Source organism: Bacteroidales bacterium (genome assembly GCA_023229505.1).
Classification (GTDB): Bacteria; Bacteroidota; Bacteroidia; order Bacteroidales; family JAGOPY01; genus JAGOPY01.
Window position 1 is genome coordinate 1 of sequence record JALNZD010000020.1, and the last position, 16,501, is coordinate 16,501.

Annotated in this window: 14 protein-coding genes; 9 read left to right on the forward strand and 5 right to left on the reverse strand. The window is 44.0% G+C overall.

Features of this window, described 5'->3' with window-relative positions; translation table 11 throughout:
* The first annotated feature begins 337 nt into the window (after positions 1-337).
* On the forward strand, positions 338-1,237 hold the full coding sequence (locus tag M0Q51_08680) for an NAD(P)/FAD-dependent oxidoreductase (GenBank protein ID MCK9400049.1): 900 nt from the start codon (positions 338-340) through the stop codon (positions 1,235-1,237).
* Positions 1,209-2,162, forward strand: coding sequence for a hypothetical protein (locus M0Q51_08685; GenBank protein ID MCK9400050.1), 954 nt, complete (start codon positions 1,209-1,211; stop codon positions 2,160-2,162). Before M0Q51_08680 ends, M0Q51_08685 begins: the two co-directional genes overlap by 29 nt.
* A gap of 71 nt (positions 2,163-2,233) precedes the next feature.
* Here M0Q51_08685 and M0Q51_08690 read toward each other — a convergent pair whose 3' ends face one another.
* Entirely contained in the window at positions 2,234-2,596 is a 363-nt protein-coding gene (locus M0Q51_08690; GenBank protein MCK9400051.1) for a four helix bundle protein, read from the reverse strand.
* Between the two features lie 213 nt (positions 2,597-2,809).
* Between M0Q51_08690 and M0Q51_08695 the strand changes: the two genes are divergently transcribed.
* The 3 genes from M0Q51_08695 (at position 2,810) to murA (ending at position 7,227) form a co-directional block, all read left to right on the forward strand.
* A complete protein-coding gene (locus M0Q51_08695; GenBank protein ID MCK9400052.1) occupies positions 2,810-5,122 on the forward strand; it encodes a UvrD-helicase domain-containing protein in 2,313 nt (770 codons plus the stop codon).
* A gap of 147 nt (positions 5,123-5,269) precedes the next feature.
* A complete protein-coding gene (locus M0Q51_08700; GenBank protein ID MCK9400053.1) occupies positions 5,270-5,926 on the forward strand; it encodes a DUF4290 domain-containing protein in 657 nt (218 codons plus the stop codon).
* A complete protein-coding gene (gene murA, locus M0Q51_08705; GenBank protein ID MCK9400054.1) occupies positions 5,923-7,227 on the forward strand; it encodes a UDP-N-acetylglucosamine 1-carboxyvinyltransferase in 1,305 nt (434 codons plus the stop codon). The genes M0Q51_08700 and murA overlap by 4 nt, the downstream gene beginning before the upstream one ends.
* 19 nt (positions 7,228-7,246) lie before the next feature.
* On the opposite strand, the gene M0Q51_08710 is transcribed toward murA, so the two are convergent.
* Positions 7,247-8,614, reverse strand: coding sequence for a TlpA family protein disulfide reductase (locus M0Q51_08710; protein ID MCK9400055.1), 1,368 nt, complete (start codon positions 8,612-8,614; stop codon positions 7,247-7,249).
* A 181-nt stretch (positions 8,615-8,795) separates the two neighbouring features.
* On the opposite strand from M0Q51_08710, the gene M0Q51_08715 reads away from it, so the two are divergent.
* Genes M0Q51_08715 through M0Q51_08730 form a run of 4 tightly spaced genes read left to right on the forward strand, consistent with a single transcriptional unit; the run spans position 8,796 to position 12,815 of the window.
* Positions 8,796-9,392 (forward strand): nucleotide exchange factor GrpE, encoded by a 597-nt coding sequence (locus M0Q51_08715; GenBank protein MCK9400056.1) that lies wholly within the window; start codon positions 8,796-8,798, stop codon positions 9,390-9,392.
* Between the two features lie 2 nt (positions 9,393-9,394).
* Entirely contained in the window at positions 9,395-10,549 is a 1,155-nt protein-coding gene (gene dnaJ, locus M0Q51_08720) for a molecular chaperone DnaJ (GenBank protein ID MCK9400057.1), read from the forward strand.
* Complete coding sequence (locus tag M0Q51_08725) at positions 10,546-11,463, forward strand: ABC transporter ATP-binding protein (GenBank protein MCK9400058.1); 918 nt, start codon at positions 10,546-10,548, stop codon at positions 11,461-11,463. The genes dnaJ and M0Q51_08725 overlap by 4 nt, the downstream gene beginning before the upstream one ends.
* Positions 11,460-12,815: an ABC transporter permease gene (locus M0Q51_08730; GenBank protein ID MCK9400059.1), complete on the forward strand. Its 1,356-nt coding sequence runs from the start codon at positions 11,460-11,462 to the stop codon at positions 12,813-12,815. The genes M0Q51_08725 and M0Q51_08730 overlap by 4 nt, the downstream gene beginning before the upstream one ends.
* Before the next feature lie 35 nt (positions 12,816-12,850).
* Here the strand turns inward: M0Q51_08730 and M0Q51_08735 are convergent, their stop codons facing one another.
* The 3 genes from M0Q51_08735 to M0Q51_08745 form a co-directional block, all read right to left on the reverse strand.
* Entirely contained in the window at positions 12,851-13,870 is a 1,020-nt protein-coding gene (locus tag M0Q51_08735) for a deoxyhypusine synthase (GenBank protein ID MCK9400060.1), read from the reverse strand.
* Positions 13,871-13,958: 88 nt separating this feature from the next.
* Positions 13,959-14,813, reverse strand: coding sequence for an agmatinase (speB, locus tag M0Q51_08740; protein MCK9400061.1), 855 nt, complete (start codon positions 14,811-14,813; stop codon positions 13,959-13,961).
* 60 nt (positions 14,814-14,873) lie between these two features.
* Positions 14,874-16,265 carry an arginine decarboxylase gene (locus tag M0Q51_08745; GenBank protein ID MCK9400062.1) on the reverse strand — a complete coding sequence of 464 codons (1,392 nt, stop codon included), beginning with the start codon at positions 16,263-16,265 and terminating at the stop codon, positions 14,874-14,876.
* Positions 16,266-16,501: the final 236 nt, after the last annotated feature.

Consider the following 16,501-nt stretch of genomic DNA (forward strand, 5'->3'; position numbering starts at 1 on the left):
CAACAAGGGTTACAGTCCTTATATCTGAGGATGAAGGTGTAAAAGTTAATAGAAACCGCCTTGGTACGATTAAGTATGCCGGGTGGTGTGGGGGGACAGCGGCGTGAGCCGCTTCCTACCCGATTAGAAATGGCGGCATCCCGATAAATTTTTCCCCTCCCGCGACAATCCGTGTTTTTCTTGCCAATATTGGCATGGGAGGGGACTAAGGGGAGGGTATTAAGTACATTTCACATTGAGCATTTCACATTTCACATTGAGCATTTCGCATTCCAATTTTCAATTTTCAATTTTCAATTATAGCTATGGTTTTCTACTTTTACATGAAATTTATTGAATGAAGCATCATGAGGTTGCCGTCATCGGGGCAGGTCCTGCAGGGATCGCCTGTACCATCCAGCTTTCCCGCTATGGGATCATGCCATTGCTTTTTGAACGCGACATTCCGGGGGGATTACTGAAAAATGCCAACCTGGTTGAGAATTATCCTGGCTTCCCGGGTGGGATTAAGGGAACTAAGCTGATTGAAAAGATGACCCGGCAGCTTGATATGGTTAATGTTCCCGTGATTCATGAAAATGTGATAATTGTAAACTATAAGGAAGATCTCTTCAGGATTAAAACTGATCAAAATACCTATATCTCACAAAAGCTGGTCATTGCCTCAGGTACTGTTCCGGCAGAATGGACTGAATTTGCCATTCCTGAAACAATTCGCTATAAAATCTTTTACGAAGTTTATCCGCTGAGGGAATTGAGGGATTCTGTTATTGTCATTATTGGCGCTGGTGATGCCGCGTTCGATTATGCTATCCAGTTGGCGGTTAATAATAAGGTAATGATCATGAACCGGACAGAAGATCTAAAATGTCTGCCTTTGTTATGGCAAAGGGCTAAGGCAAATCCGCGGATTTCTTATTACGAAAATCATGTCCTCCGCCAGGTCACAGAAGTACCCTCTTCATCTCAGTTAAAATTATTATTTCAAACCAAAAATGAGATGGCATCCTTTTTAGCAGATTATGTTATTTTTGCCACAGGTCGCCGGCCTGAACTAAGTTTTTGTGATCCTGAACTCCTTAACCATCTGGATGAATTGCAACAGGATGGAAAACTGTACCTGGCCGGGGACGTGAAGAACGATCTGTTCCGCCAGGCATCGATTGCGGCAGGCGACGGGATAAGGGCAGCCATGGAGATATATTTCAATGAGAGTAATAAAAAAAACAAAGAATAGCAGTTTAGCAGGTGTGTATATTGCTGAATCGGATTCCGGAAAGCTCGTCGAATTCGTCGAATCCACCCAGCCGCCTTTTACCCGTGAGGAGAAGTGGGTGCTGGTCATTTCGACCTTGTACGGTTGTCCGGTTGAATGTAAGTTCTGCGATGCAGGAGGCAATTATAAAGGTAAGATCAGTTATGATGACCTGCTGTTGCAGGTCGATTATCTCATCCGCGAATTTTACCCAGACCTGAATGTGCCTTGCAAAAAATTCAAGATACAGTTCGCAAGGATGGGAGAACCTTCCTTTAATCCAAATGTGTTGCAAGTACTGGAAGACCTTCCCGGGCTTTATAATATCCCCGGTTTTATTCCATCCTTATCAACGATAGCCCCCAGGGGAACCAACTATTTTTTCAACCGCTTGCTTGAAATCAAGAAGACAAAGTACCCTTTGTCATTTCAGCTACAGTTTTCAATCCATTCCACTGACAAAACCCAGCGTGATCAGATAATCCCGGTGAGGAAATGGGATTTCAATGAAATGGCCCGATATGGCAGGCAATTCTTCGATCCGGGAGGCCGAAAGATCACCCTGAATTTCGCACTATCGACGGTTTCCATCATCGATCCAATTGAATTAATCCGTCATTTCGATCCGGATATCTTCATCATCAAGTTAACACCGCTAAATCCGACTTATAAAGTTGCCGCAAACAAATTGCAAACCCTCATCACGCCTGAGCATTCAGACTATGATATCATAGACCAGTTAAAAAGCAAGGGATATGAAGTGATCCTGAGCGTAGGGGAATGGGAAGAAAACCTGATCGGCAGCAACTGCGGGCAGTTTGTGCAGGCTTGCCTGAATTCAAAGAATAAGTTGACTGACGTTTACACGTATGATTTATCCACAAGAAGTAACGAGGTAACGAAGTAACGATGTAGCGAGGTAACGAAGAGAAGGAAGAAGTACCAATTAATTCGCTACGTCGTCAACTCGTTACCTCGTTACTTCGCTACTTCATTTTGTTTAGCTGTTTGTACCAGGCGATAAAAGATGGACACCAGCTGATTGCACTCATCTACTAGATAATTAAATTTTTCGAAATCTGTAATTATACCTGAGCCAAGCATGATCTTAAGATTCACATGGGTTTCACGAAGTTCTTTCAGCACGATGCTGTTTTTGTGGATAAAATCCTTTTTGGATTCTGCGGCCTGGGCTTCGCCATAATTTAACGCAGCACTGGTCCCCGACCGTAGTATTTGAGACGATAAATGCTGGCTGATGAAATTCTGTTTCATTCCAGCGCTTGCTTCCGTCAAACCAATTGCAAATGCAATCAGACGTTCTTCAAGTTCTTTTCTCATAAGTCTTTTATTTTGTTTATCCGGATTTTTGAAAAAAATACCCGGTGGATGGGAAAAAAATGATGTGGCGATGTAACGAAGTAACGATGTAGCGACGTAGCGAATTAATTGGTACTTCTTCCTTCTCTTCGTTACCTCGCTACATCGTTACTTCGTTACTTCGATAAATCTTTAGCTAAAAACCTTACTTTTGTCACCGAATTTGTATTGGAGATGGAAAAGTTGCTAAAAGATCTTAACGAAGCCCAGAAGCAGGCGGTAATCCATACGCAGGGAGCTTCCATGGTACTGGCCGGCGCCGGTTCCGGGAAAACACGCGTCCTGACTTACCGTGTGGCTTACCTCATCCACCAGGGAGTTGATCCGTTTCATATCCTCGCCCTTACCTTTACCAACAAGGCGGCAAGGGAAATGAAAGAGCGTATCACCAACCTTGTCGGGCAGGAAGCACGCAACGTCTGGATGGGGACCTTCCATGCGATCTTCTCCAGGGTCCTGCGTATTGAAGGTTACAGGCTTGGTTACACTTCACAATTTACTATCTACGATACGGAAGATTCAAAAAGGACCCTGCGGAATATTATCAAGGAACTTGACCTTGATCCTAAAGTATACCAGCCGGGTTATGTCCTCCACCGGATTTCGGCCTCAAAAACAAAACTGATCTCAGCCAGGCAATACTTCGATGACCCCGAGATCCGCCTGGCCGACCAGGCCTCCGGAAAACCACATATCGGCCAGATCTACCTGAACTACGCCGAACGGCTGAAAAAATCCGATGCCATGGATTTCGACGATTTGCTCGTCAATATGAATATCATCCTCGAACATTACCCCGAAGCCCTGCTTAAATACCAGCGGAAATTCGAGTTCATCCTGGTCGACGAATATCAGGACACGAATTATTGCCAGTACCTGATCCTGAAACACCTGGCTGCCAATAATGAGAACATCTGCGTGGTCGGCGATGATGCACAGAGTATTTATGCCTTCCGTGGCGCGAGCATCCAGAATATCCTGAACTTCCGGCACGATTATCCCGATCATAGAGTTTTTAAACTGGAACAGAATTACCGCTCTACGAAAAATATTGTCAACGCTGCTAACAGCATCATCCTGAATAATAAAGACCAGATATCGAAGAAAATATGGACACAGAATGATGTTGGGGTTAAGCTTCACCTGATCCGCTCTAAAAGCGATACGGAAGAAGGAACGCTTGTCGTGAACGCGATTTTCGACCTTAAAATGAACCGGCAACTAGGGAATGATGCCTTCGCCATTCTTTATCGTACCAATGCCCAATCGCGTGCTTTTGAAGAATCGCTCCGGAAAATGAACATCCCCTACAAAATTTACGGCAGTGTCTCGTTTTATCAGCGTAAGGAGATCAAGGACGTTCTGGCCTATTTCCGCCTGGCCATCAACAACCGGGATGAGGACGCACTGGCCAGGGTGATCAATTACCCAGCCCGGGGAATCGGCCAGACTTCGGTCGAAAAGATCATTGTGGCTGCCGGCCAGCACCAGGTCAGTGCCTGGCAGGTCATCGAAAACACGGTGGAATACGGGCTTAATGTCAATTCCTCGACACGCCGTAAACTGGAAGAATTCGTGGTGATGATCCAGAGCTTTTCTACCAGGCTCAAATCTAAAAACGCTTATGACATAGCACGGAACATTGCAACCACTGTCGGCATCCTGAAAGATCTTTATGAAGATCAGACTCCCGAAGGGGTCAGTAGGTTCGAGAATGTGGAAGAGCTGCTTAACGCAATCCGGGAATTTTGCGATACCCCACGCCCGGAGCCCGAACCCGGTGAGGAGAATCCTCCGGAAGCCCTGCCTTTCCGCACCCTCGATGAGTTTATGCAGGATGTGGCCCTGATCACCGATGCTGATGATAAAGATAAAGAAGGGCGGAACCATGTTTCCCTGATGACGATCCACGCTGCCAAAGGGCTGGAGTTCCCGCACATTTTCATTTCCGGGTTGGAAGAAAACTTATTTCCTTCGATTCAATCCCTTAATAACAGGGCAGACCTGGAAGAAGAGCGCCGCTTGTTTTATGTGGCGCTGACCCGCGGCATGCAAAGCGTAACTCTTTCCTATGCTGAAAACCGTTATCGTTGGGGCGATCTTATTCCCACAGAACTAAGCCGGTTTATCGATGAAATCGACAGTGAGTTTATAGAAATCCCCAGGAAAGCTTCCCCTTACAAACAAAATTACGATTTCAGGAAAGTCCCTGGTGCAGACTCAAAAGAAACCCTGACCGGTTTTCCCGACCCGGGCAGAAAACTTAAAAAGCTCAGTACTTTCACTAATTCCCTTCCTGCTAAAAGCGGGGATACTGATGAGTTGTCCCATCTACAGCCTGGTATGATGGTCGAACACGACAGGTTCGGCAAAGGAAAGGTATTAAATGTTGAAGGTGAAGGAAGCAACAGGAAGGCCACTATTTTCTTCCAACAGATCGGTCAAAAGCAGTTATTGTTAAAATTTGCAAAACTTAAAATATTATAATCAAATATTTTTCGTACTTTTGCAGATGAATTTTCGATTTGTGACAAACGCGGTCAGATTTTCTTTTCATAAAATTATCTCTCAAACAATCAGATTCTTTTAAAACCGGTCCGTCAGTCGGAAATATTTTCAACAAATCTCAATTTAATGGAATATAACACCCAAAAAAGCAAGCTGGTCATTGCCGAATATGGCAGAAATCTTCAACAGATGGCAGAGGACTGTGCCAAAATCGAAGACCGGGCAATACGCACCCGGACAGCAGAATTTATCGTAAATGTCATGGCCCAGATGAACCCAAAAGTGAAAGAGTCGGGCGACTACCGCCAGAAATTATGGGATCATCTTCATATCATGTCAGACTTCAAACTGGATGTCGACTCACCTTATCCGCAGCCTTCACAGGAAGTCCTCCACCTCGGGCCCAAACAGCTCAAATATCAGCAGACCAATATCAGGTACCGGCATTATGGTAAGAATATTGAGCAGATCATTGAGAAAGCAGCTACTTATGAAGACGGTCCGGAAAAGGAAGCCCTTATCCGCACCATTGCCAATCATATGAAAAAATCTTATCTCAACTGGAACAGGAATTCAGTTGATGATGATGTAATACTCAAAAATCTGGCGGAGCTATCAACAAATCGCCTTCAGCTTTCTGAGGAACATAAACTGAGCCATACAAACGAAATCCTTGCAAGAAACAAGAAAAAGAAATTCATCAAGCCGGGGACAAACCTTTATGGAAATTCTAACGGGAATTCCGGTGGATCTTTTAACAAACTAAGAAAAAAGATCGGATGAGTTCTTTCGAGATCCTCGGTGGAAAAAAGCTGAAAGGCGAAATCCAGCCGCAGGGAGCTAAGAATGAAGCCCTTCAGATACTCTGCGCCGTTTTGCTAACTCCTGAAAAGGTTACGATAAGCAATATCCCGGATATCCGTGACGTCAACTTTCTGATAGATTTGTTAAGAGAAATGGGCGTCAGGGTTGAACGACTGACTTCTGATACTTATACCTTCCAGGCCGACAATGTCAACCTTGAGTATTTACGCACCCCTCAATTCAAGCAGAAAGCCGCCAGTCTCCGCGGATCAGTGATGATCCTCGGACCGCTGTTATCCAGGTTCAAAAAAGGTTATATCCCCCACCCCGGCGGTGATAAAATAGGCCGCCGCAGGCTTGACACGCATTTTATCGGGTTGCAGAATCTTGGCGCTAAATTCATCTTTGATGATGCCGAGCGATTATACAAAGTGGAAGCCGATAATTTACAGGGTTGTTACTTGCTTCTGGATGAAGCTTCGGTCACGGGTACAGCCAATATTGTCATGGCAGCCGTTATGGCCAAAGGTAAAACCGTCATTTTCAATGCCGCCTGTGAGCCTTATATCCTGCAGCTTTGCAATATGCTTAACAGAATGGGCGCAAAGATCAGCGGAGTGGGCTCAAACCTGCTCACCGTAGAAGGTGTTGAATACCTCACAGGTTGCAGTCACGAGATGATGCCGGATATGATCGAAGTCGGCAGCTTTATTGGCCTGGCAGCCATGACACAGTCGGAATTAACGATTAAAAATGTTCAGCTTGATACCCTTGGGCTGATACCGACAGTTTTCAGCCGGCTGGGAATTACTGTCGAACAGAGGGGGAATGATGTTTTTATCCCGGAACATCTGAATTATGAAGTCGAAACATTCATGGATGGCTCCATCATGACTATCGCAGATGCCCCCTGGCCCGGCTTCACCCCTGACCTTATCAGTATAGTGCTGGTCGTTGCAACGCAAGCTAAGGGCAGCGTACTGATCCACCAGAAAATGTTCGAAAGCCGCCTGTTCTTCGTCGATAAACTGATCGATATGGGTGCACAAATCATTCTTTGTGATCCTCACCGTGCAACTGTGATCGGCCTGAACCGTGAACACATGCTGAGGGGCATAGATATGGTCTCACCGGATATCCGCGCCGGGGTTGCTCTTCTCATCGCAGCCTTATCCGCAGAAGGAAAAAGTGTAATCCACAATATTGAACAAATCGACAGGGGTTACCAGCAGATCGATCAGCGGCTGAACCTGCTGGGCGCTGACATTAAGCGAATATAAGCGATCAGCCCTGAGCCGCTTACTTCTGCAAAGCATCTTTTAACTCCGCCAGGCCAGTCGGTTTCGACTTGATCCTCAGGTTGGTATCTATTAATAAAAAAGTCGGGGTCGCATAAACAAAATAATCCTGGATAATTTTACCATCCCATCCTTTCAATTCGGCAATGTTTGCCCAGGAAATCTCATTTTTCTCCAAAGCCGTCCGCCATATTTTTTCATCCTGGTCTACAGAAACCCCTATAAATCTGATTCTGTCCTTGTATTGACCATTGAGGATCTTTAATTCCGGCATAATGGCCTCACAATGTGGACAATCACCTGACCAGAAAATGAGAAGAGTCTGCTTACCACAGGTATCCGACAAGTGGATTGTGTCTCCCGCTGCATCGACGGTCTTAAAATCGGGAGCCGCACTTCCAATAGTAAGTTTTTTAAACCCTTCTATCCTGATCTTTAATTTTTCCTCCTGCTGGTCGCTCACGCAGGATTGTCCAAGGACATAGTGCTCAACGAGATAGGTCAGTACGGTTTCAAAACCATAAGTCTGGAAACCGTTAATCAGGTAATTCACAACCATTTCCCTGACCTTTGGGCCACCTTCAGTAAACTTCATAAGGGAATCCACCGCCTGGATGAAGGATTTTTCCTGGTTTTCGCGGGAAGCGCCCGGCGTAACATATAATGATAGATAATTGACAACTTTGGCAGGCAATAACGGCGTATTCAGGTTCAGCGAATCAGTGAGATCGATGCTGCTGAAATACCGGCTGCGATATTGGGCAACAACTTTCGGCGGCAATTCTCCCGGCCGGATATCAGGCAACTGATCAAGACGGATTATCCTGGTGGCCAGCTTCCCAGGAAAGTTATCCAGCAGGCTGTCAAGATAATGCTTGTAGTTTAAGGATAATCGCTCTGCGTAAGCGGCAGCCTCGTTATAAAATGAATCAACAGGGGGATAATATCTTAAAAAACCGGTCAAAACATCGATCCTGGTTTCCATATCCAGCCTGTGACGATAATAGTCGAAGAATATTTTATTTTCTTCTGATTTATTGACCACAAGGCTTTCCAGGCCAAAATCCGGTCCGGAAGTGATATTCACATCTTCCTTATTGAAGATAAAATCGAGCCCCTGCTTTTTGTCCTTTTCCAACCGGTACATGCCTTCCTGGTCATGCTGATCCATCACAAAAACGACCTTGCCTGAAGCATCGGTAACTGCGGTATCCTGCCTGATCTGCTGATCGCCGTAATAAAAAATCAACCAGATTTTTGAAGCCGGGAGACCATCAATCTGAAAGCTGAGCTCGTAGGTTTTCTGCCCGTAAATCATAATGCTGACGGGCAGTAGCAGAAATAACAATATCGTTTTTCTGATACTCATAAGATAATTGACATTTTGTCTTTCAAAGATATAAATATGTTCTTTTCATTCTCATCTGCCAAAATGTCCTTTCACCTTCACTGGCAAATAATTTGATGGTCGTCCGCTAAGTTTCACTAATTTTGCGCCTTTTAACCGTAATTTAGAAGGCCTGTTTTTATTAATTCAAGTTAACAATATAATGAGTAAAGAAGATAAGATAAAGGAGCAGGAATCTCACGACGAAATACCGACTAGCCGGGAAAAGGATGATCATGTTGGTGCTGAAGGGGTTAAAAGCCATTCAAAAAAAGATAAACAGAAGAAACATGATCATGATGGCGAGGCGATAAAGCAATGGCAGTTGAAATGTGATAAATTGAATGATAAATATCTCCGTTTATATTCTGAGTTTGACAATTACCGCAAGCGTACCCAGAAAGAAAGGATCGAATTCAATAAAACGGCTTCAGAGGACATAATCCTTTCATTATTGCCTGTTATCGATGACCTTGAGCGGGCTTTAAAATCCACCCTTAAAACCGGCGATGAAATGGAAGTGGTCCCGAAAGAAGGACTGCAGCTGATTTACCAGAAATTTAAAGGTCTGCTTGCCCAGAAAGGGTTGGAAGTTATTCCTGCACAGGGGGAAATATTCAATGTCGATTTTCATGATGCGCTGACCAATATTCCTGCTCCATCGGAAGATTTGAAAGGTAAAGTAGTTGACGAGGTTGAGAAAGGATATATGCTTAACGGGAAAGTGATCCGGTATTCAAAGGTAGTAGTAGGAAATTAAAAATGACAAAACGCGATTATTACGAAATCCTTGATGTTCCTCGTACGGCATCTGTCGATGAGATCAAAAAAGCTTACCGGAAGATGGCATTAAAGTACCATCCGGATAAAAACCCGGATGATCCGTCCGCCGAAGGTAAGTTTAAAGAAGCCGCTGAAGCCTATGAAATACTCAGTGATGCTGACAAAAAGCAGCGTTACGACCGATATGGACATGACGGGGTAAAAGGTATGCCTGGCGGCGGCTTCAATATGACCATGGATGATATCTTCTCCAATTTCGGCGATATTTTCGGGGATGCTTTCGGAGGCGCTTTCAGCGATGCTTTTGGATTTGGAACCCGTGGCCGGACGCGCCGCCGGGTAAACAGGGGCACTAATCTCCGGGTTAAAGTGAAACTTAGTCTGGAGGAAATCTCCACAGGGGTCGAAAAGAAGATCAAAGTCAATAAATACATTCCTTGCGACCAGTGCAGCGGGACGGGAGCGGAAAAAGGCGCTTCTATGAATACCTGCCCGGCCTGCCATGGCCAGGGCCAGGTTACACGGGTCACCAGTACTTTCTTAGGTCAGATGCAGACCACCTCTACCTGTCCGACCTGTGACGGAGAAGGTACCGTGATCGGCACAAAATGCAACAAATGCTTCGGGAACGGTATAATCAAAGGAGAAGAAATTATCCCTGTCCGGGTCCCGGCAGGAGTAACCGACGGTATACAACTTTCCATGAGTGGCAAAGGAAATGCTGCCGCAAGGGGCGGAATTCCCGGGGACCTTCTTATACTGGTCGAAGAGCATGAACATGAGCATTTCATACGCGATGGGAATAACCTGATCTACGAGCACTTTATGAGCCTCCCTGAAGCTGCCCTTGGCGTTTCAGTAGATATACCCACACTCGACGGAAAAGCAAGGATTAAAATCGAAGCCGGCACTCAAAGTGGAAGAATTTTAAGATTGAAAGGGAAAGGATTACCTGACCTGAATGGTTATGGTCGCGGTGACCTTTTGGTGAACCTGAGCGTATGGACACCAAGGAATCTCTCACGAGAAGAACAGCAAATTCTTGAGAAATTGCGGGATTCCGAAAATTTCAGGCCAAATCCCTCCAAAAAAGACAAAGGTTTTTTTGACAGAATGAAAGACATTTTCCAGTGAACTTGATTCAAGTTGAAAACGTAACCAAGCGCTTCTCCGGTCACACTGCACTGGCAGAGGTAAGCGTTTCCGTCCCCGAAAAGAGCATTTTCGGCCTGCTTGGCCCTAATGGAGCAGGCAAAACAACACTGATCCGCATCATTAATATGATCACAGCACCCGATGAAGGCCATATTTTATTTGATGGCCACAATATTCAACCCGGTGATATTGATCAAATAGGCTATCTCCCGGAAGAAAGAGGCCTATATAAAAAAATGAAGGTTGGCGAACAGGCCCTTTACCTCGCCCAGTTGAAAGGAATGAGCCGGCATGAAGCACAACTGAAGCTAAGGGATTGGTTTGAAAAATTCGACATCGGTTCCTGGTGGAATAAAAAAGTGGAAGAGTTGTCGAAAGGTATGCAACAGAAGGTTCAATTCATCATCACAGTGCTCCATCAGCCTAAATTGCTCATTTTCGATGAGCCTTTCAGCGGGTTTGATCCCATCAATGTCAACCTGTTGAAGCAAGAGATCCTGAAATTGCGCGAAAACGGGTCCACTATTATATTTTCCACCCATAATATGGCCTCGGTAGAAGAACTATGTGATAATATTGCCCTGATCAACCGTTCCCGTAAAATTCTCGAAGGAAATGTAATGGAGATCAGGAAAAAACATCGCACCGAGACTTACGAAGTGGAAATTTCAGGTTATTACGACAAGGACCTTACCCTGCCGCCTGCCTGCCATATCCTCGAAAAAGCAGAGACTGCAGGTCATACCGTTCTTAAAATCCAGGGCTTCATGAACCATAAGCCAAATGAGCTTCTTTCCCAGCTTATGCGACAGGGAGAGGTGCATGCTTTCCGGGAAATTCTGCCTACCATGAACGATGTTTTTATTGCCACTGTAAACGCTGCCGAAAAATGAAAAAGATCTGGCTCATCATCCAACGAGAATATTTAACGAGGGTTAAAAAGCGGTCATTTGTGATCATGACTTTCCTTGGTCCCATCCTGATGGCATCCGTGTGGATCGTCCCGCTGCTGCTGGCCACTCGTTCAGAAGGCACAAAAACCATTGAGGTCATTGACGAAACAGGACTTTTTTTCGAGCAGTTCAAAGAAACCAACGATACAAAGTTTATTTACATCACGGACGATCTTCAGACAGCAAAAGCTAATCTTGGAAAAAGTGAAGACTTTGCCATTCTTTATATACCCCTTTCATCTTATACAACCCCTAAGGCCTTCTATCTTTATTCTTACAAGAAACCGGGACTAAGCCTGAAAATGTATCTCCAGGAATCAGCCAATAAAATTCTGGAAAACAAGAAACTGATGGATGTATATGGGATCGATGAGGAAACACTGGCTTCGGTTAAATCGAACATTTCATTGGTGGTGGAAGATATTGAGACGAGTAAGAAGTCTTATACCGAGATTAGCTGGGCGCTTGGGTTTGTCGGTGGGATGCTGATATACTTTTTCATCTTTATGTACGGGGCGCAGGTAATGCGCGGCGTTATCGAGGAAAAAACGAGCAGGATCGTTGAAGTAATTGTATCTTCCGTCAAACCGATTCAGCTTATGATGGGTAAGATCATTGGTATTGCCATGGTTGGCCTGACGCAATTCCTTTTATGGGTCGTCCTCACGCTTGGGATTGTTACTGCCTTCACGGCTATTTATGCGGACCAGATCGATCAGTATAAAATGGGTGAACAACCGGTTACTGCTCCCGGTCAGTTTTTTTCATCGGATGCCATGGGGATGCCGGATACACAGCAAGGGTTGGATGCACTGGGATCTGATGAGAATATCGGCCAGATCCTTGATGTTTTCTTCTCAATCAATTACGGGGTGATTATTTTCACCTTCATTTTCTTTTTCATCGGAGGGTACCTGCTCTATGCGGCACTTTTTGCCGCAATAGGATCTGCAGTCGACAATGAGGCCGATACACAGCAATTCATGCTACCTGTTACCATTCCGTTGATTTTCTCGATTATTATCGGGCTTTCTTTCGTACTGAATAATCCGGATGGCAGTGTGGCTTACTGGCTTTCACTGATACCCCTGACCTCCCCTATCATCATGATGATCCGGGTCCCTTTCGGGGTCAATATTTATACGGACCTTATCCCATCGATGATCTTACTGGTTTTGGGGTTCCTGGCCACGACCTGGTTAGCCGCGAAAATCTACCGGACAGGTATCCTGATGTATGGAAAGAAAATTTCTTATAAAGAGTTATGGAAATGGCTTACTTACCGGCCTTAATCCTAACCCTTACCGGATTTGTTTTCCAATATTGATTATTTCTCATACAATTTGCTCCAGCGGAATTTCCCCCTGTTCTTCCAATCGCCACAGTGGTAGGCATAGCTGACAATTAGCGGCAGCACTGAAGTGGCTTCAGCATATACCATTTGCTCGTACACCGTTTCAACTTTTCCCCATGACGAAGCCTCTTTGAGGGTGGAACCGGAACATGCGCCATCACGGGCATCGGCTACTGTGATCTGAACTGCATATTGATGCATCGGAACATCTTTACCCAGGATCTCAGCGCAAATGACGGTATCCTGCGCAAAATTCTTAGGAACCCCGCCTCCGATCATAAAAAGACCGGTGGTTTTTGCTGCCATTTTAATCAGGGTAAGCTCCAGAAAATCCTTTACCGCATCTATGCTGACATGACTCTCCGGCCGCTCCCACTGATGCTTGACCAATCCGAAACCTGCGCTGCTGTCGGAAAATGCCGGGCAGAAAATGGGTACATCATGCTCGTAACAAGCCTGTACTAATGAATCCTTCTTTTTAGAATGATCAACAAGGTGCCGCCCCATTTCCTTGATAAATTCCCTTGAGGAATAAGGCCTGGGTTCAAGCATATCCGCTATCTTCTTTACCGTCTCATCACATTGCTGCAATTCTTCTTCATCAATATAGGTATCATAAATACGGTCAATATAATTGTTTCGCAGCATGTGGTCATCAATAAAAGGCGTTCCTTTATAATGCCTGAATCCCAGCGCCTCAAAAAAATCCATATCAACGATGGAAGCGCCTGTGGCCACAATGGCATCGACCATATTATTTTTCACCATATCGACATAAACCTGCATACAACCACCTGCACTGGTACTTCCTGCGAGAGTCAGGATGATAGAACAACCTTTATCTTTGATCATACGTTGCAGAATATCGGCCGCGTTTGCCGTTTCACGGGAGGTAAATGACATCTTCCTCATGGCTTCGATGATGGGGGTAGCGTCAAAGGATTTAATATCAATATGCTCGATCGTTTGCTTTAAAAGGTCTTTTTTTCCCATTTTTGTAATTATTTTAAATCTGATCGACTTAAACAAACAATTTCTTATCGATCCGGGTTAGTTACATTATCAATAAATTAAAGATCAATTACTTATTTTTACTCATAAACTGATAGCTCAACAATTGATAGATTAGTTTAGAGGCCAGGAAATCAGATGCTTTATTATTATCTATTGGGCATAATTCGACCACATCAAACCCAACAAGTTTTTTCTTAACGATCAGCTTTCGCATGAGATTGATCACATCATAGTAAGCAAGTCCACCAGGCTCCGGAGTGCCTGTAGCGGGCATGATGGAAGGGTCAAATCCGTCCAGGTCAATCGTCACATAAACGTGATAATTAAGCTTTTCGATCACATCATCGATCCAGCCGGAATGCCCTCCAGTAATATCTTTAGCGAAGAAAATCCGGTCTTTGGCCAGGTACGGTTTTTCAACCACATCCATGCTCCGGATTCCTACCTGGACAATAGGGCACCATTCCCTGACACGGGCCATAACGCAGGCGTGATTGAAACGGGATCCCTCATATTCCTGCCTCAGGTCTGTATGCGCATCGATTTGCAACACACATAAACCGGGTATATGTTCTGCAAATGCCTGAACTGCGCCAATTGTAACTGAATGCTCTCCACCAAGGGTAACAACGAATTTTTCGTCTTCCAGGAATTTGATGATTGTTTTATGAACCTGCCGGGTTAAGGCTTCCGGAGAAGTTTTTTCAATCACAGGTTTGGCGGTATGGATACCTTTCAGGTAAACTTCCGAATCGGTTTCAATGTCATAGAGCTCCATATTGGCTGAAGCCTCGAGGATCGCATCCGGGCCCCTGTCAGCGCCTTTTATCCATGTACTGGTCGCATCGAAGGGCACCGGCAGTATTACGATCGATGAGCTTTCATAAGCCGAATAAGTTGGCGGTATTCCTCCAAAATTCATCAATGATCATATTTAATAATTAAGAAAGATACAACTAAAATAAGATTTTTTTTTCAGGTATCAGTAACCAAGGATTTTTAGCATCGATTTGTAGCTTTGTTCTTTTGCAAAAAGCTTCGTATAATATTCACCTTCAGCATCACGGTCGATAATGATATGTTTGGGGGCTGGTATCAGGCAGTGTTGGATACCGCCGTAACCGCCGATGGATTCCTGGTATGCCCCGGTATGGAAAAGCCCGATGTATTGAGGTGTACCGGGCCTCATCTTGGGAAGGAATATCGCATTAGAGTGTGCTTCAGAATTATAGTAATCCATACTGTCGCAAGTCAGTCCGCCGAGGAAAACACGTTCATATTCATAATCCCAGTTATTAACCGCCAGTAAAATAAACCGCTGGTTCAATGCCCAGGTATCGGGCAACGTCGTCATAAATGAACTGTCGATCATATTCCAGCTCTCCCGGTCATTCTGCCGCTTCTGATCAATGATGGAATAGAGGACAGCTCCGCTCTCCCCCACAGTAAAAGATCCGAATTCAGTGAAAATATCAGGTTCCGGAACATTATTCTGGTTACAAATTATTTTGATCTGGGAGATGATCTCTTCTGCCATATATTCGTAATCATAATCAAATGAAAGTGAATTCTTTACCGGAAATCCGCCGCCTATATTAAGGGAATCAAGTTCAGGGCATATTTTCTTCAGTTCACAGTAAATATTAACACATTTTGTAAGTTCATTCCAGTAATAAGCCGTATCGCGGATCCCTGTATTGATGAAGAAATGAAGCATCTTCAGGGCGAATTTATTGTTGTTGCGGATATTTTCCTGGTAATAGGATAAGATATCATTATACCGTATTCCCAACCTGGAAGTATAAAATTCAAATTTGGGCTCTTCTTCTGAGGCAATCCTGATGCCAAGCTTGACTTTCTTCCTGATCCCCTTGGAAAATTTATCAAGTTCAAATATATTGTCAAGAACCGGGATTGTATTCTCAAAACCCCTGTTGATAAGGTTTATAATGTTCTCAATATATTGCGGACGCTTGAATCCGTTACAAATGATAAAAGTTTCTTTATTCAAAAGTCCCTCTTCGTGCATTTGTTCCACGATATGGATATCAAATGCCGATGAGGTTTCAATATGAATATCATTCTTCAATGCTTCCTGGAGGACAAAGGAGAAATGTGAGCTCTTTGTACAATAACAATAGGTGTAATTCCCATTGTAATCAGCCTTTGCCATTGCAACATTGAACCATCTCTTAGCCTTCTGAATCTGTTCACTGATCTTAGGCAAATAGCTTATTTTTAATGGCGTTCCATATTGTTTAATGACATCCATTAAGGGTATTTCATGAAAATTAAGTTCATTATCAATGACTTCGAATTCACTCGAAGGAAAATCAAAAGTCTGCTCGATAAGATCTAAATACTTTACTTTCATATCTATTCAATTTAAATTGAAAAAAGCAAACAAAGTTAATATAATATGCTTATTCTGAATAAATATTTATAATCCGCATAACCTGAATCTTACTTTTTTTATCAATGTAAGTTATGCAAATTTTAATTATGCTCATCTTCAATATATTAAGGGATATTATTTATCCTTCTGGTAATTTTCGAATTTCAATTTTCGAATTTCGAATTTCGATTAAGCATTTTCGTCAATAAAAAATA